Source organism: Flavobacterium sp. N2550 (genome assembly GCF_025947265.1).
GTDB classification, from domain to species: Bacteria; Bacteroidota; Bacteroidia; order Flavobacteriales; family Flavobacteriaceae; genus Flavobacterium; species Flavobacterium endophyticum.
This window is the reverse complement of sequence record NZ_CP110007.1, coordinates 2,589,996-2,614,144: the sequence shown is the minus strand read 5'-3', so window position 1 is coordinate 2,614,144 and position 24,149 is coordinate 2,589,996. Positions and strand designations below refer to the sequence as shown.

The 24,149-nt window shown below is 39.6% G+C and carries 23 protein-coding genes; 18 read left to right on the top strand and 5 right to left on the bottom strand.

Annotated elements, in window-relative coordinates; genetic code table 11:
* Nucleotides 1-81: 81 nt before the first annotated feature.
* The 11 genes from OLM56_RS11535 (at nt 82) to OLM56_RS11490 (ending at nt 12,408) form a co-directional block, all read left to right on the top strand.
* Nucleotides 82-1,506, top strand: a complete 1,425-nt coding sequence (locus tag OLM56_RS11535; protein WP_121376301.1) for an L-serine ammonia-lyase — start codon at nt 82-84, stop codon at nt 1,504-1,506.
* Between the two features lie 145 nt (nt 1,507-1,651).
* The gene (locus OLM56_RS11530) at nt 1,652-3,004 is read left to right on the top strand and encodes a sigma-54-dependent transcriptional regulator (RefSeq protein ID WP_121376303.1); all 1,353 of its coding nucleotides are present in this window, start codon (nt 1,652-1,654) and stop codon (nt 3,002-3,004) included.
* Nucleotides 3,005-3,165: 161 nt separating this feature from the next.
* The gene (locus OLM56_RS11525) at nt 3,166-3,447 is read left to right on the top strand and encodes a hypothetical protein (protein ID WP_121376304.1); all 282 of its coding nucleotides are present in this window, start codon (nt 3,166-3,168) and stop codon (nt 3,445-3,447) included.
* A 48-nt stretch (nt 3,448-3,495) separates the two neighbouring features.
* The gene (locus OLM56_RS17510; RefSeq protein WP_211331191.1) at nt 3,496-3,609 is read left to right on the top strand and encodes a potassium-transporting ATPase subunit F; all 114 of its coding nucleotides are present in this window, start codon (nt 3,496-3,498) and stop codon (nt 3,607-3,609) included.
* Nucleotides 3,610-3,612: 3 nt separating this feature from the next.
* The gene (gene kdpA / locus OLM56_RS11520) at nt 3,613-5,301 is read left to right on the top strand and encodes a potassium-transporting ATPase subunit KdpA (protein WP_121376305.1); all 1,689 of its coding nucleotides are present in this window, start codon (nt 3,613-3,615) and stop codon (nt 5,299-5,301) included.
* Between the two features lie 20 nt (nt 5,302-5,321).
* Entirely contained in the window at nt 5,322-7,367 is a 2,046-nt protein-coding gene (gene kdpB / locus OLM56_RS11515; protein ID WP_264527063.1) for a potassium-transporting ATPase subunit KdpB, read from the top strand.
* A gap of 12 nt (nt 7,368-7,379) precedes the next feature.
* Nucleotides 7,380-7,940: a K(+)-transporting ATPase subunit C gene (locus OLM56_RS11510; protein ID WP_264527062.1), complete on the top strand. Its 561-nt coding sequence runs from the start codon at nt 7,380-7,382 to the stop codon at nt 7,938-7,940.
* 2 nt (nt 7,941-7,942) lie between these two features.
* Nucleotides 7,943-9,028 carry a porin gene (locus OLM56_RS11505; protein ID WP_264527061.1) on the top strand — a complete coding sequence of 362 codons (1,086 nt, stop codon included), beginning with the start codon at nt 7,943-7,945 and terminating at the stop codon, nt 9,026-9,028.
* 17 nt (nt 9,029-9,045) lie between these two features.
* The gene (locus OLM56_RS11500) at nt 9,046-10,176 is read left to right on the top strand and encodes a sensor protein KdpD (protein ID WP_264527060.1); all 1,131 of its coding nucleotides are present in this window, start codon (nt 9,046-9,048) and stop codon (nt 10,174-10,176) included.
* Nucleotides 10,177-10,222: 46 nt separating this feature from the next.
* On the top strand, nt 10,223-10,588 hold the full coding sequence (locus tag OLM56_RS11495; RefSeq protein WP_264527059.1) for a four helix bundle protein: 366 nt from the start codon (nt 10,223-10,225) through the stop codon (nt 10,586-10,588).
* Between the two features lie 89 nt (nt 10,589-10,677).
* Complete coding sequence (locus tag OLM56_RS11490; RefSeq protein WP_264527058.1) at nt 10,678-12,408, top strand: ATP-binding protein; 1,731 nt, start codon at nt 10,678-10,680, stop codon at nt 12,406-12,408.
* Nucleotide 12,409: 1 nt separating this feature from the next.
* On the opposite strand, the gene OLM56_RS11485 is transcribed toward OLM56_RS11490, so the two are convergent.
* Nucleotides 12,410-12,844: a nuclear transport factor 2 family protein gene (locus tag OLM56_RS11485; RefSeq protein ID WP_264527057.1), complete on the bottom strand. Its 435-nt coding sequence runs from the start codon at nt 12,842-12,844 to the stop codon at nt 12,410-12,412.
* Nucleotides 12,845-12,952: 108 nt separating this feature from the next.
* On the opposite strand from OLM56_RS11485, the gene panB reads away from it, so the two are divergent.
* The 5 genes from panB to OLM56_RS11460 all read left to right on the top strand — a co-directional run bounded on the left by panB (nt 12,953) and on the right by OLM56_RS11460 (nt 18,117).
* The gene (panB, locus tag OLM56_RS11480) at nt 12,953-13,771 is read left to right on the top strand and encodes a 3-methyl-2-oxobutanoate hydroxymethyltransferase (RefSeq protein ID WP_121376313.1); all 819 of its coding nucleotides are present in this window, start codon (nt 12,953-12,955) and stop codon (nt 13,769-13,771) included.
* A gap of 38 nt (nt 13,772-13,809) precedes the next feature.
* Nucleotides 13,810-14,499, top strand: coding sequence for an RluA family pseudouridine synthase (locus OLM56_RS11475; protein ID WP_121376314.1), 690 nt, complete (start codon nt 13,810-13,812; stop codon nt 14,497-14,499).
* A 90-nt stretch (nt 14,500-14,589) separates the two neighbouring features.
* Entirely contained in the window at nt 14,590-15,927 is a 1,338-nt protein-coding gene (locus tag OLM56_RS11470) for a hypothetical protein (RefSeq protein ID WP_264527056.1), read from the top strand.
* 10 nt (nt 15,928-15,937) lie between these two features.
* Complete coding sequence (locus tag OLM56_RS11465) at nt 15,938-17,263, top strand: aldehyde dehydrogenase (RefSeq protein ID WP_264529016.1); 1,326 nt, start codon at nt 15,938-15,940, stop codon at nt 17,261-17,263.
* 56 nt (nt 17,264-17,319) lie between these two features.
* Nucleotides 17,320-18,117 carry a hypothetical protein gene (locus OLM56_RS11460; protein ID WP_264527055.1) on the top strand — a complete coding sequence of 266 codons (798 nt, stop codon included), beginning with the start codon at nt 17,320-17,322 and terminating at the stop codon, nt 18,115-18,117.
* Nucleotides 18,118-18,175: 58 nt separating this feature from the next.
* Here the strand turns inward: OLM56_RS11460 and OLM56_RS11455 are convergent, their stop codons facing one another.
* From OLM56_RS11455 to OLM56_RS11445, 3 genes are all read right to left on the bottom strand, one after another.
* Nucleotides 18,176-18,832: a response regulator gene (locus tag OLM56_RS11455; RefSeq protein WP_182493569.1), complete on the bottom strand. Its 657-nt coding sequence runs from the start codon at nt 18,830-18,832 to the stop codon at nt 18,176-18,178.
* Complete coding sequence (locus tag OLM56_RS11450; protein WP_264527054.1) at nt 18,822-19,610, bottom strand: sensor histidine kinase; 789 nt, start codon at nt 19,608-19,610, stop codon at nt 18,822-18,824. The genes OLM56_RS11455 and OLM56_RS11450 overlap by 11 nt, the downstream gene beginning before the upstream one ends.
* Nucleotides 19,611-20,229: 619 nt before the next feature.
* A complete protein-coding gene (locus OLM56_RS11445) occupies nt 20,230-20,754 on the bottom strand; it encodes a hypothetical protein (protein WP_246336946.1) in 525 nt (174 codons plus the stop codon).
* 265 nt (nt 20,755-21,019) lie between these two features.
* Between OLM56_RS11445 and OLM56_RS11440 the strand changes: the two genes are divergently transcribed.
* Both OLM56_RS11440 and OLM56_RS11435 read left to right on the top strand, forming a co-directional pair.
* A complete protein-coding gene (locus tag OLM56_RS11440) occupies nt 21,020-21,394 on the top strand; it encodes a hypothetical protein (protein WP_264527053.1) in 375 nt (124 codons plus the stop codon).
* A gap of 225 nt (nt 21,395-21,619) precedes the next feature.
* Entirely contained in the window at nt 21,620-22,480 is an 861-nt protein-coding gene (locus tag OLM56_RS11435) for a neutral zinc metallopeptidase (protein ID WP_182493572.1), read from the top strand.
* A gap of 51 nt (nt 22,481-22,531) precedes the next feature.
* Here OLM56_RS11435 and OLM56_RS11430 read toward each other — a convergent pair whose 3' ends face one another.
* Nucleotides 22,532-24,067 (bottom strand): YifB family Mg chelatase-like AAA ATPase, encoded by a 1,536-nt coding sequence (locus OLM56_RS11430; RefSeq protein WP_264527052.1) that lies wholly within the window; start codon nt 24,065-24,067, stop codon nt 22,532-22,534.
* Nucleotides 24,068-24,149: the final 82 nt, after the last annotated feature.

Sequence of the window (24,149 nt, the reverse complement as noted above, 5' to 3'; positions counted from 1 at the left end):
AATAATGCACATTTAATAAATTTACAACGTTTTCGCAATCGTAAAAAAATTATATTTGCGTAAAATTGTCTTGTAATTACTATGGAAGAATGTATCTCGGTATTTGATATGCTTAAGATTGGCGTCGGCCCGTCGAGTTCCCACACTTTAGGGCCTTGGCGCGGAGCAGAACGCTTTTTGAAAGAGCTTCGTGAAGAAAACATCTTAGGCAAGGTCATCCGAATCAAAGTAGATTTGTTCGGCTCGCTTTCGCTGACAGGAAAAGGGCATGCTACCGATTTGGCCGTCATGTTAGGCCTGACAGGTGCCGATCCTGAATATATTCCGATTGAGAATATCGATAAAATCATTGCTGAGATCAAGAAAAGCAAGCAATTGCCTTTAGCGGGCGAGACTATGATTCCGTTTGACATGGAAGCGGATATCGTATTTAATAAAAACTTCCTCCCTTTCCACTCTAACGGATTTTCTTTTACCGCCTATACTGCCGATAGCGAATACGAATCGACGTTCTATTCTATTGGCGGCGGCTTTGTCGTAAAAGAAGAAAGAGCAAATGCCATTAAAAAGGAGGCCATAAAATGTGCCTTCCCTTTTCCGATACAAAATGCGGTAGAACTGCTTGATTATACCATCAAAGAAAACAAAAGCATTTCTGAAATTGTTTATGAAAATGAAAAGTCAATGCGCACGGAAGAAAACATCCACAGCGAATTGATGCGCATCTGGAATACCATGCTCGAATGCATGTACATCGGCTGCCATTCCGAAGGCATCTTGCCTGGCGGACTCAACGTACGCCGACGTGCTTTCGACATGCACCAGAACCTTATCGGACTGGCCAATTACAGCAATCCGCAAGAATGGTTGGAGACTATTCGTAAGACAGAAGTAAAATTCCGCCAGATCCTAAAATGGGTCAGCTGTTTTGCACTGGCAGTCAACGAAGTGAATGCTTCACTTGGAAGAGTCGTAACCGCTCCGACCAACGGAAGCGCAGGCGTGATTCCGGCCGTCTTGATGTACTATATGGTGATTGAAAACCACCAAGCGGGAGAAAAAGAAATCAAGCAGTTCTTGATGGTGGCTGGCGAAATCGGCAGTATCTTTAAAAAAGGCGCTACGATTTCCGCAGCAATGGGCGGCTGTCAGGCCGAAATCGGAGTTTCTTCTGCCATGGCAGCAGCAGCTTTGTGCGAACTGATGGGCGGCGAACCGGCCCAAGTACTTATGGCTGCAGAAATTGCAATGGAGCATCATTTGGGAATGACTTGCGACCCTATTGGCGGCTTGGTTCAGATTCCGTGTATTGAAAGAAATACCATGGGCGCTATCAAGGCCATCAACGCCGCAGAATTAGCCCTAGAAACCGATCCTAAGAATGCCAAAGTGCCTTTAGACAAGGTTATCAATACGATGTGGGAAACGGCAAAAGATATGAATACGAAATATAAGGAAACTTCGGAAGGTGGTTTGGCGATTAGCGTGAATATGGCCGACTGTTAATACCTTGTAGACTATTTTAAACTTATAGACCTGAAAGATTTTATTTTTCAGGTTTTTTGTTTTTAAAATTTTGAGATGCAAATTATCATTTAAAAATAAACCTCCAATTCTACAAAACACTAATTTTGCTTAAATTCTATTCCCTTTGAAAAAAATTCTAATCATTGACGACGAAGAAAAATTAAGAAGCCTGATGGCCCGTATTATCGGCCTTGAAGGTTTTGAAGTTGTTGAAGCCGGAGATTGCAAATCTGGATTAAAGAAACTAGAACAGCAGCTTTTTGATGTCGTGCTTTGCGATGTCAAGCTGCCCGACGGAAACGGTGTCGACCTGACTATTGCTATCAAAGAAAAGTCGCCGCAGACCGAAGTGATCTTGCTGACGGCTTACGGAAATATTCCCGATGGCGTACAGGCGATAAAAAACGGTGCTTTTGATTATATCGTAAAAGGCGACGACAACAATAAGATCATTCCCCTGCTCCATCGTGCCATCGAAAAAAGCAATCTGACCCAAAGAATTGCCCAATTAGAAGCCAAACTGGACACCAAGCTTTCGTTTGACGGAATCATAGGAAGCTCCAAATCACTGCAGCAATCTATCGAACTAGCGAGAAAAGTGGCCCCTACAGATACCACTGTTTTGTTGACAGGAGAAACAGGAACTGGAAAAGAGGTTTTTGCTTCCGCCATTCACCAATCAAGTTTGCGAAAGAATCAACCTTTTGTCGCCATCAACTGTTCCGCTTTCAGTCATGATTTATTAGAAAGCGAAATGTTTGGCCATATTGCCGGTTCTTTTACGGGAGCCTCAAAAGACAAGAAGGGATTGTTTGAAGAAGCCAACAACGGAACCATATTTTTAGATGAAGTCGGTGAAATGGCCTTAGACCTTCAGGCAAAATTATTGCGTGTCATCGAAAACGGGGAGTTTATAAAAGTTGGTGAAAGCAAGCCAACCAAAGTCAATGTAAGGATTATTGCCGCTACCAACAGAGATCTGGCTAAAGAAATAGAGGCAGGACATTTTAGGCAGGATTTATTCTACCGTCTTTCGGTATTTCAAATCCAATTGCCCGCTTTGCGAGAACGAGTTGCAGATATAGAGCCTTTGGCGAATCATTTCCTGCATTTCTTTGCTTTGAAAACCAATAAAAAGATCAAATCCTTTTCAGGAGAATTCATACAGCTATTAAAACTGCATACTTGGCCCGGCAACATCCGAGAACTGAAAAATGTCTTGGAACGCAGCGTCATATTAGAAACGGAAAACATTTTGACTACCGATTGCCTTCCTTTGGAAATCCAGCAATTGAAGGCTTCTGAAACAACAGGAGAAGCACCTGTCTTATCCGCTTTTTCTCTAGCTTCTGCCGAAAAAATCCACATCCAAAAGGTATTGAATTATACCAACCACAATAAAACAGAAACTGCAAAGCTGCTAAATATTGCCCTGACGACCTTGTACAGGAAGCTTGAGGAATACAAAATCAGCTAAATACCTATCATTTTGAAAGTGCCAACCCTATCGTTTCGATAGGGTTTTTCTTTTGGCATATGTCTCAATAAAATGTAAAGCATAGTAAACAAGCGCTTTAGCAGTCCTGCCAAAAAATTGGACTCTAATTTGGCATAAGGCTTCGAAAATAACTTAATCATATGAAAAATTTCAATGATAGCCTTATCAAAAAAATGGAGCGCTTGGCAGAAATTACCATCAGCAGTCTCCAATTAGGTAAAATGGCTCGAACAAAAAGATGCCTTGCCCTTGCCGAAGAATTGCTTGTCAAAGGCAATGTAGAAATGAAAAACGCAATTACGAATGTCTATCTGTTTTCGGTTTCGCATTATATGGAAATGAACCGATTGAAGATTTCGCAATTGCTGCCGATTTCGCTGCACAAGGAATATGTAAAACAAATTAATACTTCTGGAGTATGACAATTGCTATCCTCACCATCGTAGGGCTGCTTTGCTTTGCCCTTTTTTATGTATCGATTTACTATTTTGATAAAATCTAAAATTATGATAGCCTTATTTCTTATTGCCCTCGCTGTTTTTGCCTATATCATCTATGTCTTACTCAAACCTGAAAAATTTTAAAAAATGAACACAGAAATTATAGGAATTATAGCCATGTTTGTCCTGACCCTGATTTTAGCCATACCATTAGGGAGATACATTGCCAAAGTGTACTTAGGACAAAAGACTTTTTTAGACCCTGTTTTTGTCCCGATTGAAACTCTATTCTATAAAGTCAGCGGCATTGATGCTAAAAAAGAAATGAACTGGAAACAGCACATGGTCGCATTACTGGCCATCAACGTAGTCTGGTTTGCCTTAGGAATGATCGTACTGCTCTGCCAAGGCTGGCTGCCGCTCAATCCAGACAATAATCCAAACATGACGCCCGATTTGGCGTTTAATACGATTATTTCCTTTTTGGTCAACTGCAACCTGCAGCACTATTCTGGAGAAACGGGCGTAAGCTACCTCAGCCAGCTCTTCTTGATGTTCTTGCAGTTTGTTTCTGCCGGAATCGGATTGGCCGCAGCGGCTGTCTTGTTCAATGCCTTAAAAGAAAGAACGACAGAAACCCTTGGTAACTTTTACAATTATTTTATCAAGTCATGTACTCGAATCTTATTGCCAATTTCCGTAATCGTAGCAACCGTGCTGCTTTTTAACGGAACTCCGATGACTTTTGAAGGCAAGCAAGAAATGACAACGTTACAAGGAGATGCTGTTCAAGTTTCGACAGGCCCTGTTGCCGCTTTTACTGCCATAAAACACGTAGGAACAAACGGTGGAGGATTTTTCGGTACCAATTCTGCCCATCCGCTTGAAAACCCTAATTACCTGACCAATATCGTTGAGATGATTGCCCAAATGATTGTTCCGTTTGCTATGGTATTTGCTTTAGGATTCTATTTGAACCGAAGAAAATTGTCTTGGATGATTTTTGGCGTAATGACTATCGGATTCCTAGCATTGACAATTCCGACTGTTATTACCGAAATGAACGGAAATCCTGCCATTACCCAAATGGGAATCGACACTACAGCTGGTGCGACCGAAGGAAAAGAAGTGCGTTTTGGAGCAGCAGCCTCTGGCTATTGGAGCATTGCGACAACCGTAATCTCTACAGGTTCCGTTAACTCGATGCACGACAGCGCGATGCCTTTGTCTGGAATGAACCAGCTACTTGCCATGATGGTCAACTGCTTTTATGGCGGATGCGGCGTCGGAATTCTGAATTTCTACATCTTTATTATCCTAGCTGTATTTATCAGCGGATTGATGGTGGGAAGAACTCCCGAGTTTCTAGGTAAAAAAATCGAAGCCCGAGAAATGAAGATTGCCATGATCATCGCGTTGTTGCATCCTTTCCTCATCTTGGTTGGCGTTGCTTTGTCAACCGCTTTTCCTGAACAAGGAGCCAGCACGTTGAACAATCCAGGATTCCACGGATTCAGCGAGATATTGTATGAATTCACTTCCTCTGCAGCCAATAACGGAAGTGGTTTCGAAGGACTTGGCGACAACAATCCATGGTGGAATATTACAACCGGAATTGTGTTATTGCTTTCGAGATTCCTTCCGATAATCGGACCCGTAGCTATAGCCGGAATTTTAGCCTCTAAAAAACATATTCCTGAAAGCGCTGGAACTTTAAAAACCGATACATCAACGTTTGGACTTATGGTTTTTGCCGTGATCTTTATTATCGCTGCCCTATCCTTCTTCCCTTCCTTGACGTTAGGACCGATTGCAGAATATTTCACTCTTTATTAATCAACTGATTTTCAAAAAAAATGAAAACTCAAAATAAATCACTGTTTCAAAAAGAACTGCTGAAAGAAGCCTTTGCCCAGTCTTTTCTGAAACTTAATCCGGCAACGCTGTTCCGAAATCCGATTATGTTTACCGTAGAAATCGGAACCGCTGTCATGCTTTGCGTTTGCCTTTGGATTCTCACAGGAGAACAGTCACAAGGCAGTTTTGTCTACAACTTCACGGTATTCATCATTCTGTTGTTCACCTTGCTGTTTGCCAATTTTGCAGAAGCAATCGCGGAAGCAAGAGGAAAAGCACAAGCGGACAGCTTGCGAAAAACCAGAGAAGAAACACCTGCAAAGAAAATCTTCCCAATTGGAGAAATGTATGTTGATGAATTACAGATCGTACCATCCTCTAGCTTAGCCAAAGGCGACATCTTCATCTGCGAGGCGGGCGATACGATTCCGACCGACGGAGAAATCATTGAAGGTCTTGCAACCATTGATGAAAGTGCCATTACGGGAGAAAGTGCTCCTGTAATCAGAGAAGCTGGTGGTGATAAAAGCTCCGTGACAGGTGGTACAAAAGTACTTTCTGACAAGATTAAAGTCAAAGTTACCACAGAACCAGGCGAAAGCTTTTTGGACAAAATGATTGCCTTGGTCGAAGGGGCTTCACGTCAAAAAACACCAAATGAGATTGCCTTGACTATTTTATTAGCAGGTTTTACCTTGGTTTTTATCATTGTCTGCGTCACCTTAAAGCCTTTCGCTGATTATGCGAACATCACGATAACGATCGCTTCCTTTATTTCATTGTTTGTCTGCTTGATCCCGACAACCATCGGTGGATTGTTGTCAGCCATTGGTATTGCTGGAATGGACAGAGCCTTACGTGCCAACGTGATTACAAAATCTGGAAAAGCGGTAGAAACTGCCGGTGATATTGACGTACTGCTTTTAGACAAAACAGGAACCATCACGATCGGGAACAGAAAAGCGACTCATTTTTATCCTACAGCTGGCGTATCCGAAAGCGAATTTATAAAAGCGAGTATTCTTTCTTCATTAGCTGATGAAACCCCAGAAGGAAAATCAATTATAGAATTAGCAGGCAAAGAAGCGTCAAAAAACCTTTCTGTAAAAGGAGCCACTTTGATAAAATTTACTGCCGAAACACGAAGCAGCGGTGTCAATCTTCCTGATGGTACAAAAATCCGAAAAGGAGCTTATGATTCTATCCGAAAACTAAGCGAATATGCCGGACATACATTTCCAAAAGACACTGCTGAAAAAGTAACCGAGATTTCTAGCAACGGAGGAACGCCTTTGGTCGTTTCTGAAAACGATAAAGTCTTAGGCGTCATTGAACTGCAAGATATTATCAAACCTGGAATCCAAGAACGCTTCGAGCGCTTGCGAAAAATGGGAGTCAAAACAGTAATGGTAACAGGAGATAATCCGCTGACCGCCAAATTCATTGCTGAAAAAGCCGGAGTCGATGATTTTATTGCCGAAGCCAAGCCTGAGGACAAGATGAATTACATCAAAGAAGAACAGATGCGCGGCAAGCTTGTCGCGATGATGGGTGACGGAACAAATGATGCTCCTGCCCTTGCGCAAGCCGATGTAGGCGTTGCCATGAACAGCGGTACCCAAGCTGCCAAAGAAGCCGGAAACATGGTAGACTTAGATAATGACCCTACCAAACTGATTGAAATCGTAGAAATCGGGAAACAATTGCTGATGACTCGAGGAACCTTGACCACTTTTAGTATCGCCAACGACGTAGCCAAATATTTCGCCATCATCCCTGCCCTGTTCATTACCGCAATTCCAGCCTTGCAAGGACTAAACATCATGCACTTGCACAGCCCAGAAAGCGCCATCCTATCAGCTGTTATCTTTAATGCCATAGTGATTCCGTTTTTGATTCCGCTGGCTTTAAAAGGCGTGACTTACAAACCAATCGGTGCCTCTGCTTTATTGAGAAGAAACCTTTTGTACTACGGTCTGGGAGGTATCATTGTTCCTTTCATCGGAATAAAAATTATTGACATTATCGTGACATTCTTCATCTAATACACTACAGAAATGAAAAATTATATAGTAATAGGAATCAAATTAACCTTAGCGACCATCGTTTTTTTCGCTGGAATTTACACGCTGTTCATCTTTGGAATAGCCCAGATAGCGCCAAACCAAGGAAAAGGAATTGTTGTTGAAAGCAACGGGAAGAAATTCTATAAAAATATCGGCCAGTCTTTTACAGACGCCAAATATTTTAATTCTAGGCCGTCTGCGGTAGGATATAACGCAGCAGGTTCTGGAGGAAGCAATAAAGGACCTAGCAATCCTGAATATTTGGCGGAAGTCCAAAAAAGAATCGACACCTTCCTGATCCAAAACCCTGATATAAAAGCAAATGAAATTCCTGCCGATCTGGTTACCGCCAGCGGCAGCGGATTGGACCCAAACATTTCGGTACAAGGTGCAAAAGTACAGATCAAGCGTATTGCAAAAACTAGAAATATTGAAGTATCAAAACTAGAAAAGCTTATCGCTGAAAATACAGAAAAGCCACTCCTAGGCGTATTTGGTCCAGAAAAAATAAACGTATTACAATTAAACATCGCTTTAGATAAACTAAAATAAAAATGAAAAATTTAGCTACCACAGCTTTTATCGCAATAACTTCTTTCGCAGGAGCCCAAACCGACACGCTGAAAAAATCAGAATCGCCTTTGAAAATTTCAGGCTATGTAGAAGCCTATTATGCTTATGATTTTGGGGCACCTGAAAACAATACACGACCAGGATTCATCTATTCTCACAACAGGCATAACGAAGTCGCCCTAAACTTAGGATTCATAAAGGCCAATTATGAAAAAGACAATGTCAGGGCCAATCTTGCCATCATGACTGGAACCTATGGCAATGCCAATCTTGCCGCAGAAGAAGGCATTCTTAAAAATATTTATGAGGCCAACGCAGGTGTCAAAATATCAAAAACAAAAAACCTTTGGGTCGATGCCGGAATTTTTGCCTCGCATATCGGATTTGAAAGTGCCGTCGGCAAAGACTGCTGGACACTAACCCGAAGCATCTTGGCTGATAATTCGCCGTATTATGAAAGCGGTGCCAAAATATCCTATACTACCGACAATGGAAAATGGTTTCTTAGCGGACTTGTCTTAAACGGATGGCAAAGAATCCAACGGGTAGACGGCAACAAAACCTTGGCTTTCGGACATCAAGTAACGTATAAACCAAACACATCTATCACATTGAACAGCAGTTCGTTTGTTGGAAATGACAAACCTGATACTGATAAAAGAATGCGCTATTTTCACAATCTATATGGCATCTTTCAGTTAAACGAAAAATGGGGTCTGACAGCGGGTTTTGATATTGGAGCCGAGCAAAAAGAAAAAGGAAGCGACAGTTATAATTCATGGTATTCTCCTGTCTTGATTGCAAAATATAAAGCTTCGGATAAAGTCAGCATCAGTGCAAGAGGAGAATATTATGCAGACGAAAACGGCGTAATTATCGCTACTGAAACTCCTAATGGATTTAAAACTTTTGGGTATTCCGTTAACTTTGATTACAGCATTTACGATAATGTCGTTTGGAGAATCGAAGCCCGAAGCTTGAACAGCAAAGATGAAATATTCACCGAAAATGGCGATCCTACAAAACAAAACTTTGTAGCCATTACCTCATTGGCACTATCGTTTTAATACCTAAACACACTATTTTGGAAAGTAAAAGAGAAGATAACGTACAGCATTTTTTAAACTTAATCCAAAAATCAAGAAGAGGAAAGTTTAAAGTCTACATCGGCATGAGTGCCGGTGTAGGCAAAACTTTTCGCATGCTTCAAGAAGCCCATTCGCTGTTAAAAAATGGTATTGACGTTAAAATCGGCTACATAGAAACGCACAATCGCAAAGAAACCCACGAGCTGCTTGAAGGACTCCCTCTTGTTCCAAGAAGAAAGTTATTCTACAAAGGAAAAGAGCTGGAGGAAATGGATGTGCAGGCCATCATCAGCCTCCGCCCGGAAGTCGTAATTGTAGACGAACTCGCTCATACCAATATTGAAGGCAGCAAAAATGAAAAACGCTGGCAGGACGTTTTCGAGATACTGGAAGCTGGGATAAATGTAATCAGCGCCGTAAACATACAGCATATCGAAAGCCTGAACGAGGAAATAAAATACATTACCGGAATTGAGGTAAAGGAACGCATTCCAGATAGCGTTTTGGCACAGGCCGATGAAGTCGTAAACATCGATTTGACAGCCGATGAGCTGATTACGAGGCTCAAAGAAGGAAAGATATACAAGACCGAAAAGATTGAAATGGCGCTGAAAAATTTTTTCAAAAGCGAACACATTCTGCAATTGAGAGAATTAGCCTTGAAAGAAGTCGCCAGCCAAGTCGAACGGAAAGTAGAAATTGAAATTCCCAAAAACAAAGGTTCCCGACATGAAAAATTCATGGCCTGTATCAGCAGCAACGAGGAAACCGCTAAAAAAGTAATTCGAAAAACAGCCCGTTTGGCAAATTATTACAACAGCAGCAAATGGTATGTATTGTATGTGCAGCTGCCGCGTGAAAGTGCCGATAAGATTCCTTTAGACAAACAACGCCACCTCATTAATAATTTCAAATTGGCAACCGAATTAGGAGCCGAAGTCATCAAAATTGAACACACTAAAATTGCCAAAGCCATCATAGAACAAGCCGAAAACAAAGGCATTACGACAGTCTGCATCGGAAAACCCAGAATGAATCTGATGAAGATTATTCTTTCCACAAATGCTTTCAAAGAATTATTAAATAAGCTATCTTCGAGTGAAATTGATTTGATTATCCTCAGTTGAGAATTGAAAGTTTTTAGTTGAAAGTTTAAGCCATAAAAAAGTAATTATGAAGAATAGCATTATCAAAGAAAAATCATTTCTGTTTGCTGTGAGAATCGTAAAATTGTATCAGCATATTTCAGAAAACAAAAAAGAATTTATTTTATCAAAACAATTAGTCAGAAGCGGTACTTCAATTGGAGCAAACATCTGCGAAGCTTTGCAAGGCGCGTCAAAAAAAGATTTTAGCAACAAGATGAATATTTCGCTGAAAGAAGCACAAGAAACCGAATATTGGCTCCGTTTGTTACACGAAACCCATTATCTGTCAGAAAAAGAATTTCAATCCCTTTACGAAGATAGTGTCGAACTGATCAAAATGCTTACCGCAATTGTCAAGACATCCAGAGCAAACCTAGACAAACCACACTAAAAACTAGAAACTATCCATTCTCAACTATCAACTATCAACTATCAACTATCAACTATCAACTATAAATTATCACCTATAAACTATCAACTGTGCGAATTAAAACAAAATTAAGGCTCGGAGTCGGATTACTTTTCTTTATGATTGTCTTGCTTGTTGCTCTGGCCGTAAGACAAGTACACGTTATTGCAAACGACACCGAAAATATTCTTGTTGCCAATTACAATTCCCTAGATTATTCCCGTAACATGATGAAAGAGCTTGATAAGATCGAAGAAGAAAAACAATCCTTCGAAAATTTCAATCGCTTTTTGAAATTGCAGAACCAGAATGTCACAGAAATTGGAGAAAAAGAACTCACTCAAAGCTTATCTGAAGATGCAAAAGCATTCCAATTACAGCCCGAAAATAAATCCATTGCCAGCCAGATCCGAAAAGACCTCAACGACATCATGAAGATCAACATGGATGCGATACAAAGAAAAAGCATCGTGGCAAAAAAAACAGCCGACAGTGCTATCTTTTGGATTTCTATCACAGGCCTTACCTGCTTTATGATTGCTTTTACTTTGCTCATCAACCTGCCAAGCGACATTGCAAATCCTATAAAAGACCTGACGGAAAGCATCCGACAGATTGCCGCAAAAAACTATTCCCAACGCGTCAATTTTGAAACACACGATGAATTTGGCAATCTTGCGAAGTCCTTCAATACAATGGCGGGAAAACTCCAGGAATACAGCGACAGCAATTTGGCCAAGCTGATGATGGAGAAAAAAAGAATCGAAACGCTCATCAACAATATGCAAGATCCTGCCATTGGCCTTGATGACAAAAACAATATCCTTTTTGCCAATGAAGAAGCTTTAAAAATCTCGGGGTTAAAAGCCAGCGACATTATCGGAAAATCAGCCAGCGAAGTAGCGCTTTCTAATGACCTTGTCCGTTCGCTCTTACAGCATCTTATCAGTGAAAATATTGAAAAGCCTCAAGAAACCCTAAAAATTTACGCCGACAACAAAGAAAGCTATTTCGAAAAACAAGTCGTGCCTATCCTTGTCTTGCCAACCGGCGAAGAAGAAAAAAAACTAATCGGTTCTTTTATAATATTGCGTAATGTCACGGCTTACAAAGAACTGGATTTTGCGAAGACGAACTTTATCGCTATGGTGTCGCACGAGTTCAAGACGCCAATTGCTTCGATGAAAATGAGCCTGCAACTGCTTGAAAACGACAGCATCGGAAATTTAAATGAGGAACAAAAACAATTGGTTTCCAGTATAAAAGACGATGCCAAAAGATTGCTAAGGACCACTGGAGAATTATTAAATATTACGCAGGTAGAGACAGGAAAAACACAGCTAAAGATTGAAAACTGCAATCCAAAAACAATCATTGCCGATGCCGTTGAAGCTACAAAAATACTGACTGAACAAAAAAACATCAGCTTGCATTTAAATCTTCCCGAGTTTTTACCCGAAATAGCCGGCGATCAGGAAAAAACAACCTGGGTCGTTTCCAATCTGATTTCCAATGCGATCCGGTATTCGTATGAAAACTCAACGGTAGTCATTACTGCAGAAGCTAAAGGAAGTTTTCTTGAAATAAGCGTTAAAGACAACGGAATCGGGATTTCATCACAATATAAAAACAAAATCTTTGATAAGTATTTTAGAGTTCCTGGAGCCGAAAAAGAAGGAACAGGACTCGGTCTTGCCATCAGCAAAGAATTTATTGAAGCACAAGGAGGAACGATTTCGGTTGAAAGCAATCTAGGATTCGGAAGCGAGTTCACTATTAAATTAAAAACCAGCATGAGCTAATTCAGCCTTTCCTTCGGGTATCCACAATATAAATGATTTTCCAAGTCTCTTTTTCTTTAAACAATTGGAAAGAATTGACACCCTTGTGGCTTAGCTTTCCATTGACATAAAACTCATAAGGCGTCCATACATGTGCCATAGCGCCATCAACCTGAATTTTATAGGAAAGTAGCCGTTCTTCGAATTTCATCTTATCAGAAATGCTGACAATCGATTTTATAAAGTCCGAAGCTTTCTCAGTTGACAGCTTAGTCCCTTTTGAGCTTTCAGAAATAGACTGCAATATCAGGCCTGCGTCGCAAACCGATTTTATTTTCAGGCTGTCTCTAGAATGAAAACCATCAAAAAAGATTTCTATAGAATGCTTGATTTCTGATTCTTGCGCGGCCAAATGCTGAAAAGGCAGCAAGAAAACAATAAAAAGTAATTTCCTCATGATGAACTATTTAATATTCCAAAGCATAAAGTTAGTATAAAAAATACGGTTTATGTTACAGCCATAAATAAAGCAATTTGTACATTTACATCTTATAATTTTTACATTATGTCTGTAGCAAAAAAAGATTACAAGAGAATTACGACCAAATCGCTGATTGAAATGAAAGCCAATGGCGAAAAAATTTCGATGTTGACTTCCTATGATTTCACCATGGCAAAAATTGTTGATACAGCCGGTGTTGACGTAATCTTGGTTGGAGATTCTGCCTCAAACGTAATGGCTGGCCACGAAACTACATTGCCAATTACACTAGACCAGATGATTTATCATGCCTCTAGTGTTGTAAGGGCTATAACAAGAGCATTAGTAGTAGTCGATTTGCCCTTCGGAAGTTACCAGTCTGATCCTAAAGAGGCCTTGCGTTCTTCCATCCGAATCATGAAAGAAAGCGGCGGACATGCTGTTAAGCTAGAAGGCGGAAGCGAAATTAAAGATTCTATAAAAAAGATATTAAATGCCGGAATTCCAGTAATGGGACATTTGGGCTTGACACCGCAATCAATCTATAAGTTTGGTACCTATAGTGTTCGTGCTAAAGAAGATGCAGAAGCTGAAAAATTACTAGAAGATGCCAAACTGCTTGAAAAATTAGGCTGTTTTGCGCTTGTATTAGAAAAAATCCCTGCGCATTTAGCTGAAAAAGTAGCTCAAAGTATTTCCATACCTGTAATTGGAATCGGTGCGGGAGGCGGCGTCGACGGGCAAGTTTTGGTAATCCATGACATGCTTGGAATGAACAACGAATTCAGTCCGCGATTCTTGAGAAGATACATGAATTTATATGAAGGAATGACGACCGCAATCGGACAATATGTTGCCGATGTGAAGTCAAAAGATTTTCCAAACGAGAAAGAACAATACTAATTGTCTTTTGAATACCCGAAAATCTAATCTTCAAAACAATGAAAACGCTTTCCACAAAGGATAATCTTCAAGTCTTGCACGAGGACAATCATATTATTGTCGTCAACAAACGTGTTGGCGATATCGTCCAAGGCGATAAGACGGGCGACAAGCCTTTGAGCGATGTCGTCAAAGACTATATCAAGGAAAAATACAACAAGCCAGGCGAAGTTTTCTTGGGAGTCGTACACCGTTTGGACAGACCTACTACAGGAATCGTCGTTTTTGCAAGGACATCCAAAGCCTTGACTCGACTCAATGAATTGTTCAAAAATCGAGAAACCCAAAAAACCTATTGGGCTGTTGTAAAAAACAAACCTGCAGAAGCTTCCGCCAAATTAGTCCATTACTTAAAAAGAAACGAAAAGAACAATACTTCAAAAGCCCATTTAAAAGAAGTTCCAGACAGTAAAATTGCCAGCTTAGACTACAAAATAATCAAAGAGCTAAACAATTATGTTGCGCTCGAAATCAATCTGCATACGGGCAGGCATCATCAGATTCGCGCACAACTGGCTGCTATCGGTTCGCCAATTAAAGGCGACCTAAAATATGGCGCTGACAGAAGCAATCCTGATGGTGGCATACATTTGCATGCCAGAAAGCTTGTCTTCATTCATCCCGTGACTAAAGAATCTTTAGAAATAATCGCCCCAGTTCCTAACGACCCTATATGGAAAGCGATTTAATCTTTTTAAGAATAAATAATAGTTTTTTTGCGTTAATTTGATAACTTTAAGCCGAAAATTCCCTTAAATTTATACAAAAAAACTACCGCTATGAAACTATTAATTTTCTCCTGCCTCCTGATTACGGCAAGCAGTTTTTCGCAAGACCACTTTTCAGGAATCTCTACCTCAAGAAGAGGCGGACTTTTAAATGCTGCTGCCAACCCGGCAGAACTCGCTAACTTGAAAACCAAATATGAAATTGGTGTCTTTTCAGGAAGCTTTAATCTCTCCAACAACAGGCTTGGATTTGATGATTTGGTAAGCGGCGATGACCTTGAACAAAAGCTTTTTGAAGGAAACGAAGATGTCGATTTGCGTTTCGACGGCGAAGTCTATGGTCCTGCATTTGCTATGAAAATGGACAAATGGGCCTTTTCTTTCGCGACTAAAGCCTACGGAAAAGTCAATTTTACCGACGTAGATCCGACTATTGGTGATGCTGTTACGAATGGAGCCTTGAGCGCTATTTTTGGAGCCACGACAATTGAAAGCAATAAAAATCAGCGTGCCAACGGTACGACTTGGGGAGAAATTGCCTTCGGAGTTTCAAGAAACGTTTATGAAGACGACGAGCACAAATTTAATGTCGGCGTTACGCTAAAGCTATTATTTCCAGGATCGTATGCCAACCTAGGACTCGATCGATTTTCTGGAACCATAACAAACAATCTCGGTGATGTTGAAATGACCGATGCTACGGCACGATTGAATATCGCCTATTCTGGAGATTTGGCAGAAAATTTTACTGATTTCAGCAATTATACAAGTTCTATTTTTGGAAAATTAAACGGCTTTGCCACAGACCTTGGCGTCAATTATCAATGGAAAGACGATAACGACGGCTACAAGATCAATGCTGGTGCTGCAGTGCGCAATATCGGAAGCATGACTTTTAAATCCGACAATAACAACAATACCAATTACGAACTCAACATACCTGCTGGGCAGTCGCTAGACCTAAACCAGTTTGAAAATGTCGAAAGCTTTGAGGAAATAGAACAAATTCTTTTAGAGAGCGGTTTTTTAACGACAACCTCATCTTCACGTGATTTTAAAGTAAAACTGCCAACTGTTTTTTCTGCCTATGCAGATGTGAAGATCATTGCAGATTTCTATGTTACTGTTTTCGGACAGCAAAAAATGAACAAAGATGACAGCGACGACCAGATTACGGCGCAAAATGTATTTTCAGTAACGCCAAGATATTCAACGGAAAGTTTTGAAGTGTATGCTCCTTTGGCTTCTAATGAAATTTCTGGATTTACCGCTGGATTAGGAATCAGGGCCGGAGGATTTTTTATCGGTTCCAGCTCTATCGCTACCGCTTTGATTAATGACGGCGAACAGGCAGATTTCTATCTGGGCTTTCGAATAGGCTTGCAATAATTTAAAAATGATGGATCAAAAGGAAATCAACCGCAGAAAAGAAAAACTCAAGAAATTCTCCCATACCATTTCGCTCCATGAAGAGGAAATTATCGCCGCATTGCATAAGGATTTCAAGAAGCCTGCTTTTGAAGCATTCCTCACAGAAATAAACGTAGTACAATCTGATTTAAAGGATACGATAAAAAACATACGTTCGTGGGCACGACCAAAAAGAGTCAGAGCTTCGATACTTAATTTTCCTTCGTCAGACTATATTTATACGGAACCTTACGGAAAGACGCTTATTATTTCGCCTTGGAATTATCCTTTCCAATTGGCCATTTGTCCTCTAATTGCTGCGTATGCGGCTGGAAATTCTATTGTATTGAAACCTTCGGAATTGACTCCGCACACATCAAGCCTGATTTCTAAAATTATCAGGGAAACTTTTGAGGTTTCAGAAGTGGTTGCCGTGTTAGGCGATGCCGATGTTGCCAAAAGCCAGCTCTCCAAACGATGGGATTATATTTTTTTCACAGGAAGCGTTGCTGTAGGGAAAGAAGTCGCTAAAGCAGCGGCGGCCAACCTCACTCCTGTTACCTTAGAATTAGGCGGAAAAAACCCTTGTATTATTGACAAAAGCGCTAATCTGCAAATAGCCGCAAAACGGATTGTATGGGGAAAATTCATCAACGCCGGACAGACATGTATTGCGCCAGATTACCTTCTCATACAAAAAGGCATCAAGGCCAAATTCATCAGCTTATTGAAGCAAGAAATAAGCAATGCTTTTGGCGAAGATCCAACGCTTTCTCCAGACTTTACGAGGATTATAAACAAAAAGAACTTCCTCAGACTCCTAAGTTTGATTGAAGAAAGTAAAGTAATTGCAGGCGGAATACATGATGAAGAATTGCTCTATATCGCTCCTACTCTGATTGATGAACCCACGCTAGACAGCAATATCATGAAAGATGAGATTTTCGGGCCGTTGCTTCCGCTCCTTTCTTATGAAACCGAAAGCGACTTTGAGAAAATTATTTCAAGATATGAAAAGCCGCTTTCTTTATATGCCTTTACGGAAGATAAGGCCTTTGCCGAGCGTATCATCCAGAAATTTTCATTTGGAGGCGGTTGCATAAACGATACCGTAGTCCATTTTTCGAATAAAAGGCTGCCTTTTGGCGGTGTTGGAAGCAGCGGTATCGGAGCTTATCATGGCAAAAAGAGCTACGAGACATTCTCCCACCAAAAATCAATCGTAAAAAAAGCGACATGGCTTGATATTCCCCTGCGCTATGCTCCTTATAACAACAAGCTGAAAATGATACGAAAATTGCTGAAATGGTTCTGATACCAAAAAAATAAAAAATATTGATTACTTTCGCGCGACAAACGGACTAATTTACTATGTACAAAATTACTACAACGAAAGAAAAGCTCGAAAACATCAAGCGTGATGGATATTCACTTGAATTTGGCGAAGTTCTTTCTCAAACTTTTAATAATTACCAGAAAATTGTCTGGATTACTGGAGCAGGAATATTGCTTGTTTCCATCGTATTCTTGGGAATCATAATTGGTTTGGCAGGCGTTTTTGTCGGATTGGATGCTTTTGGTCGCGACATTGCTGACTTCCAGATTCAAAACTTTTCGGCCGCCGGAATCATCGTTACCCTTGTAGGCGGCGTGATTGCTGTTGCACTCATCAAGCCTTTTTATGCAGGAATCTTGAGGGTTGCCCATCATGCTGATGCAAGACAGGATTTTGATTTTTCTACGCTTTTTTATTATTACAAAAGCGAATATTTGAAAGAAATTGTGCTTGCCGGAGTATTGATTGGCATCTGCAGTAATGGTATCAGCACAGCATTAGAGTTATCTGGAGTTCCGATTATTGGCGCGATAATAAGCTATATTATCTTGCTTCTGACCTTGTTCACTACCCCATTGATCATTTTCGGAAATCTTAAAGCGATTGACGCTATCCAAGGAAGCTTGATGCTTGTATCAAAAAATTTCCTTATTCTTTTAGGATTGATGATTTTAGCTGTGGTTTTAGCTTGCTTAGGGATTTTTGCTTTTTGTATCGGAATCATATTCACCATACCGATTATCTATTCGATGCAGTATATGATTTATGCGAATGCTGTAGGAATCGACGATAAGAATGAATTAGATGAAATTGGAAATTCTTCCGAATATTAGAATAACACATAATCAATAAAAAACTCCATTAGATTAATGGAGTTTTTTTATGCCTTAATTATACGCAGACGATTTTATTTTTTATCGCATATAAAACCAAGCCTATCCTTGTCTTTATTTCCAGCTTGGCAAAGATGTTTTCTCTATAGCCGTCAATTGTTTTAGGGCTCAGGCACATTTCGTCTGCAATTTCCTTATAGGTTTTTTCACTGCAGGCACGCTTGATAAAGTCCAATTCTTTTTCTTTAAATTCGAGCTTTTTGTCTTTATTATCGATTCTGTTTACTAAAATCCCAGAAACCATTTCCGTAAAAAAGTATCCTTTTTCTATTACGGTTTTTAGCGCATCATAGAAAATTGTAGGTGTTGTATCTTTCAACAGATAGCCTTTCGCGCCATTCTTGATCATTTTGATGATAATATCTTCCTCATTGTTTACAGAAAGTGCTATCGCCTTATAATCGGGCCTGTTTTCTTTAAGCCACATCATTGTCCCCAAGCCATCCAGGATAGGCATATTGACATCTAAAAGAATCAAATCGACCTCGATGTCTAAATTCTCTTTTTGCTCGAGAAACTGTATGAATTCTTTGCCGTTTTCAAAACTATGCGTGACTTCAAAATCATCAAAGCTGTTAATCAAAAATTTCAGCGATTGCGAAAACAGCAGATGGTCGTCTACTATAATGACCTTATTTTTTGTACTAGTTTTCATTGCTTATTCTTTTTGGGTAAGTAAATAATAGCTTGGTTCCTGAATTATCCGACTCAATCGAAACGGTAGCCCCAATAAGTTTTGCACGGACAATTATATTATTAAGCCCTGAACCGCTGCTTTTTTTCTTTGCATTAAAACCAATTCCGTGGTCGGTCAGCTTCATTTGTATGGTATCGTTATTAAGACAGTCAATCTGGAAATCGATCACTTCGCTATGGGAGTGTTTTAAGATATTGAGGATGGCTTCTTGGAAAATCCTGTAGATAATCAATTCATGCTCTACATTTATTTCAGGAAAATCTCCTTTCAGGCTAAAAGTGCAATCAATTTTTTTGAGCTTTCGGATTCGTTCTAAATCCAATTGTATGGCTTCTAAAAAATTAGACTCGAGTAAGTTATCCCTATTGATTATTCTTGACAAAGTTCTGATTTCGTCTAGTGACTTAGACAACATGCCTTTTAAATCGTTTAGATCGTCTCGGCTGACTTCTTTCTGATTTTGCATGTACAAGTTAATCTGCATGATGCCTACTGATAATATTTGTCCGATGTTATCGTGAAGCTCCCTGCTGATTTCCGACAATGTCTGGTCTTTCATCTCAATCCTGGATTTCACCAGCTCTGATTGAAAATGAAGATCGGATTCCATCTTTTCGATCAAAAAATTGGTTTTCTTTTTATGGAAATAGAAAAACAGTACTAGGATCAGTATCAGCAAAGTAAAAAGTACAATGCTTAATGAAATAACTAGTAATTGTATTTCTTTTCGCTCCATATAAATCCGAATATAAAACAACCGTACATCAAAAGATTTAGAATAAACAGCATCAAGCTGTAAATAGTTTCGTTGCTTTCTATCAAAAACCACTTAATAGCCAGCATAAAGGGCAAAAAAGGAACATGGAAAAGCAAGACGCCAAGTATAAACCAAAAAAAAATCGATTTTCCGAAATTCAGAATTTTCTTTGAGTTAAATATTTCCACAAGGTACAAACATGATAGTATTAAAACAAATATAACTCCAAAAGCAAAACTAAACGTAAATGCCTCAAATATCGTTTTTTGTATAAAAATAAAATCACATATATAAAAAAGAACAAAAATAATAAGGAGTATATCGGCGAATCTCTTGTGGTTTCGATGAACCAATAAGTATTTCAAGAGAATCAAATAATAAGCAAAGCTAACAAGTATATAAATATTAAAAACACAATAATTTATGAGTCCTGTCCATCGCGTCAGATTGCTTCCGACAAATTCCGTCAGGACAGAAAAAAAGATCATGCCTAGCAAAGACTTAGCTTTATGACCAGGGAGTTTGTAAAGAAAAAACAACCCTACAATTCCTGCTAATAAAGCTAAGTAAATACTATAAAATCTTAAGTTTTCTAACATTATTTATTATAAGGATATGTCATTTTTGGAGGATTGCCCATTGATCCGTAATTCATTGGAGAAAGATCGGTTATATCATAATGATTTTCCTCTTGGTCAGCTGTGCTATTCGACGTTCCTGTTCCCGCTTTCTGCTCGTCACTTTTTGCTCCTGTCGGCGAAAGAAATACGGTCGTCATTCCTGCTTTCTCTCCTAATTTCGGATCATTTGGATATTTACCAAGATACATTCTGATACCATCGACTGTATATCCTTTATTAATTCCTTCCGTTTTCACATAATTAATATATCTCTCTAGTTCTTCTACAGAATACCACACAGCATTGGCATCTTCCCTAATACTATCAACAGTCGCAGCTTTTGATTGCAATGTATTCATATTATAATTGCTATTCAGCTGCAGCGCTAAATCATTTGTAATCAATTGGGTAGGTTTTTCATAAATCCTGTCTTCGCTACAAGATTGGAGGAAAAAAGTTAAACAAAATAATCCAGCTAAAAAAATAGTTTTTGAGCTTTTCATGTTTTAAAAGTTTAAGTTGTTAATAAGCAACAAAACTATCTTAATTGGAAAAATGTTGCAAGGGGAAAATTCCCCTTTTTTATCAAGCCTTATTTCTTGTCTGCTCAGGAATAACTATTAAAAAATACAGGAAATAAGCTCTTTTACATACAATTATAAAAAATCAATTTTACACCGTTGCTTTTTTGTGATAAAGCTGATAAAGGGCGCACATCAAATAGCCTTTATACAAGCAAGTCAAGTGCAATTTAAAACCTTATAATCTATGAATTCCTCAATAAACCGAATGATCAATACTCTTTCAAATAGAGTGCTGCGTCTAGAAAAAGCAAACAGCGACAGCGACTATTCCGGCAGCGATTGGTATGAAGAACAGAAATACGCTATCTTTTTATATCCCGATTTCAGTTCTGTTTATGTTCTCGAATCCTTCAGCAATGTTTCAGGCGGAAATTTCTATCTGCCGAATCAAAATACTCAGAAATATAACGGAAAATGGAACGTCTGCGAAGAAGACCAAAAACTCTACCTCGAACTGATTTTTGATGATAATTCATCGCAAAAACTAGAAACCGAAAATTTAGGTTATGGAATCCAAAAGCTTGGCCACCAAGTTTGGAATAGGTATCTCATTAGCTAAAATAGTTCTAAGCCATTTGGTAGTGTAATTCTGTCTCGCCAATACCTGAATGCCAATACTAAATATAAAACAAAAAGACAAAAAAGCATTTTAGCAATAGGATAAAAACATTGCCTTCTTTGCTTCTTTTATGAATTTTAAATATTTAGTCTTTTCTGATTAATTTTTGTTTTTATGAATAATTTTATCATAAAAAGTATTTAATTTGTATAAAAACGAACAATTATGAAATGGCAAGGTAGACGTCAGAGTGATAATATGGAAGACCGTAGAGGCTTAGGCTCAACCGGCAAAGTAGTCGCCGGAGGCGGGATTATTGGTATTATTATATTATTAGTAAATATTTTTGGTGGCGAAAACGCCCAAAATATTGCTCCCATTTTAGAGCAATTGCAACAAGGCCAATCCGCTCCTACAGAGTCCAGGGAATTAACTGCCAAAGAAAAAGAAGAAGGAGAATTTGTAAATGCCCTTCTAGTTGACAATGAAGATGTCTGGACTAAAATCTTCAAAGAAAACGGATGGACCTATAAAGCGCCTAAATTAGTTTTATTTAGCGGGCAAGTTCAGACGGCCTGCGGCGGAGCCAGCTCAGCTTCTGGCCCGTTCTATTGTCCAGGCGATCAAAAAGTATATATGGACATGTCGTTTTTTGAAGAGTTAAAATCGAAGTTTGGCGCCAAAGGCGGTGATTTTGCTGTAGCTTATGTGGTCGCCCATGAAATTGGACACCACGTCCAGACGCTTTTAGGGACTTCTGCAAAAATGAGACAAATGCAACAAGGTCTTAGTGAAGCCGAAGCCAACAAACTTTCTGTAGCTTTAGAGCTCCAAGCTGATTTTTATGCTGGCGTATGGACACACTACAACGAAGAAATGAACCAAATCTTAGAACCAGGCGATATTGAAGAAGCCCTAAGCGCCGCAAATGCTGTAGGCGATGATGCCATCCAAAAGAAAATGCAAGGCCAAGTCGTTCCCGATTCTTTTACGCATGGAACATCAGAGCAGCGAATGTACTGGTTTAATAAAGGTTTTAAAACTGGCGATATAAAACAAGGTGATACTTTTGCAGAAATAGAATAAAAAAGAGGATTCAATTGGAATCCTTTTTTTTGTGGCTAAGCAGAAATAATATCACCCCAACCACCCCTCTCTATCCAAACTTCGATACTGAATAGCTTCTGCAATATGATTTGAATCTATATCTGCAGCATTTTCTAAGTCAGCTATAGTACGGGCTACCTTTAAAATCCGGTCATAAGCTCTGGCTGAAAGATTCAGTCTTTCCATTGCCGACCTTAGCAATTGCTTTGACTTTTCTTCCAGCACACAGAATTCTCGAATATGTCTGGAAGTCATCTGTGCATTGTAATTCACCTGGCCGTACTCTGAAAACCTAAGTACCTGAATTTCTCTTGCCTTGATCACTCTTTCTCTGATGCTGGCACTGCTCTCCGTTTTTCTTTCTTCTGACAGCTTGTCAAATGGCACGGGAGTTACTTCAATATGAATGTCAATCCGATCTAACAAAGGTCCTGAAATCTTGCTCATATAGCGGTTCATTTCATTTGGAGATGAAGTCATAGAGGCACTTGGATTGTTAAAAAATCCACTCGGACTAGGATTCATACTAGCAACCAGCATAAATGATGCTGGATAAGTAACCGTAAATTTCGCCCTTGAAATAGTAACTTCTCGATCTTCCAACGGCTGCCGCATGACTTCCAGTACTTCTCGTTTAAACTCAGGCAACTCATCCAAAAACAAGACACCATTATGCGCCATTGAGATTTCTCCCGGCTGCGGGTAACTTCCGCCGCCTACGAGTGCTACATTTGAAATCGTATGATGCGGACTGCGAAACGGCCTTTGGTTCATCAACCCTGCGTCTTTTACTTTTCCAACTACGCTGTGTATTTTTGTAGTTTCTAAAGCTTCACGCAATGTCATGGGAGGTAAAATGCTGGGCAGTCGCTTGGCTAGCATCGTCTTGCCAGCTCCAGGCGGACCTATGAGTATAATATTATGTCCTCCTGCTGCAGCAATTTCCATACAGCGCTTGATAGACTCCTGCCCTTTTACATCACTAAAATCAAAATCTGGAAAATCCAATGTCTTATAAAATTCTTCTCGTGTATCAAAAACAGCAGGCTCCATAGTACTCTTGCCTTCAAAGAAGTCGATAACTTCTTGAACATTTTCGACGCCATACACTTCAAGCTCTGAAACAATAGCAGCTTCCTTTAAGTTTTGTTTCGGAAGAAAAAATCCTTTAAAACCTTCCTCTTTAGCCTTAATGGCAATTGGCAAAGCTCCGCGAATCGGCTGCAGACTTCCGTCTAGCGAGAGTTCGCCCATGATAATATACTTATCCACATCATCAGACTGAATCTGTCCTGAAGCCACAAGAATACCTATTGCCAATGTAAGATCATAGGCAGAACCTTCTTTTCGCAAATCGGCTGGCGCCATGTTAATCGTGATTTTCTTTCCCGGCAGCTGATAGCCATTATTTTTTAATGCCGCGGCTATTCGATAGCTGCTTTCTTTGATGGCATTATCGGGCAATCCTACCAAATGATAGCCTATGCCCTTGTCAATATTTACTTCAATGGTAATGGTTGTGGCTTCAACGCCAAAAACGGCGCTTCCGTATACTTTTACTAACATGGCTTATAAATTATATACGCTAAAATACTAATTTTCTTGTTTCAGCATTTAAAAAAATAAAATCTAATTCTGTTAAACTCAG

Bases quoted from the DNA above. Each gene is read 5' to 3' on its own strand.
- panB (WP_121376313.1), top strand. From the start codon at position 12,953: ATGTCTGTAGCAAAAAAAGATTACAAGAGAATTACGACCAAATCGCTG.
- OLM56_RS11435 (WP_182493572.1), top strand. From the start codon at position 21,620: ATGAAATGGCAAGGTAGACGTCAGAGTGATAATATGGAAGACCGTAGA.
- OLM56_RS11505 (WP_264527061.1), top strand. From the start codon at position 7,943: ATGAAAAATTTAGCTACCACAGCTTTTATCGCAATAACTTCTTTCGCA.
- OLM56_RS11475 (WP_121376314.1), top strand. From the start codon at position 13,810: ATGAAAACGCTTTCCACAAAGGATAATCTTCAAGTCTTGCACGAGGAC.
- OLM56_RS11525 (WP_121376304.1), top strand. From the start codon at position 3,166: ATGAAAAATTTCAATGATAGCCTTATCAAAAAAATGGAGCGCTTGGCA.
- OLM56_RS11535 (WP_121376301.1), top strand. From the start codon at position 82: ATGGAAGAATGTATCTCGGTATTTGATATGCTTAAGATTGGCGTCGGC.
- OLM56_RS11485 (WP_264527057.1), bottom strand. From the start codon at position 12,844: ATGAGGAAATTACTTTTTATTGTTTTCTTGCTGCCTTTTCAGCATTTG.
- OLM56_RS11430 (WP_264527052.1), bottom strand. From the start codon at position 24,067: ATGTTAGTAAAAGTATACGGAAGCGCCGTTTTTGGCGTTGAAGCCACA.
- kdpB (WP_264527063.1), top strand. From the start codon at position 5,322: ATGAAAACTCAAAATAAATCACTGTTTCAAAAAGAACTGCTGAAAGAA.
- OLM56_RS11440 (WP_264527053.1), top strand. From the start codon at position 21,020: ATGAATTCCTCAATAAACCGAATGATCAATACTCTTTCAAATAGAGTG.
- kdpA (WP_121376305.1), top strand. From the start codon at position 3,613: ATGAACACAGAAATTATAGGAATTATAGCCATGTTTGTCCTGACCCTG.
- OLM56_RS11460 (WP_264527055.1), top strand. From the start codon at position 17,320: ATGTACAAAATTACTACAACGAAAGAAAAGCTCGAAAACATCAAGCGT.
- OLM56_RS11455 (WP_182493569.1), bottom strand. From the start codon at position 18,832: ATGAAAACTAGTACAAAAAATAAGGTCATTATAGTAGACGACCATCTG.
- OLM56_RS11450 (WP_264527054.1), bottom strand. From the start codon at position 19,610: ATGGAGCGAAAAGAAATACAATTACTAGTTATTTCATTAAGCATTGTA.
- OLM56_RS11510 (WP_264527062.1), top strand. From the start codon at position 7,380: ATGAAAAATTATATAGTAATAGGAATCAAATTAACCTTAGCGACCATC.
- OLM56_RS17510 (WP_211331191.1), top strand. From the start codon at position 3,496: ATGTATCGATTTACTATTTTGATAAAATCTAAAATTATGATAGCCTTA.
- OLM56_RS11465 (WP_264529016.1), top strand. From the start codon at position 15,938: ATGGATCAAAAGGAAATCAACCGCAGAAAAGAAAAACTCAAGAAATTC.
- OLM56_RS11470 (WP_264527056.1), top strand. From the start codon at position 14,590: ATGAAACTATTAATTTTCTCCTGCCTCCTGATTACGGCAAGCAGTTTT.
- OLM56_RS11495 (WP_264527059.1), top strand. From the start codon at position 10,223: ATGAAGAATAGCATTATCAAAGAAAAATCATTTCTGTTTGCTGTGAGA.
- OLM56_RS11445 (WP_246336946.1), bottom strand. From the start codon at position 20,754: ATGAAAAGCTCAAAAACTATTTTTTTAGCTGGATTATTTTGTTTAACT.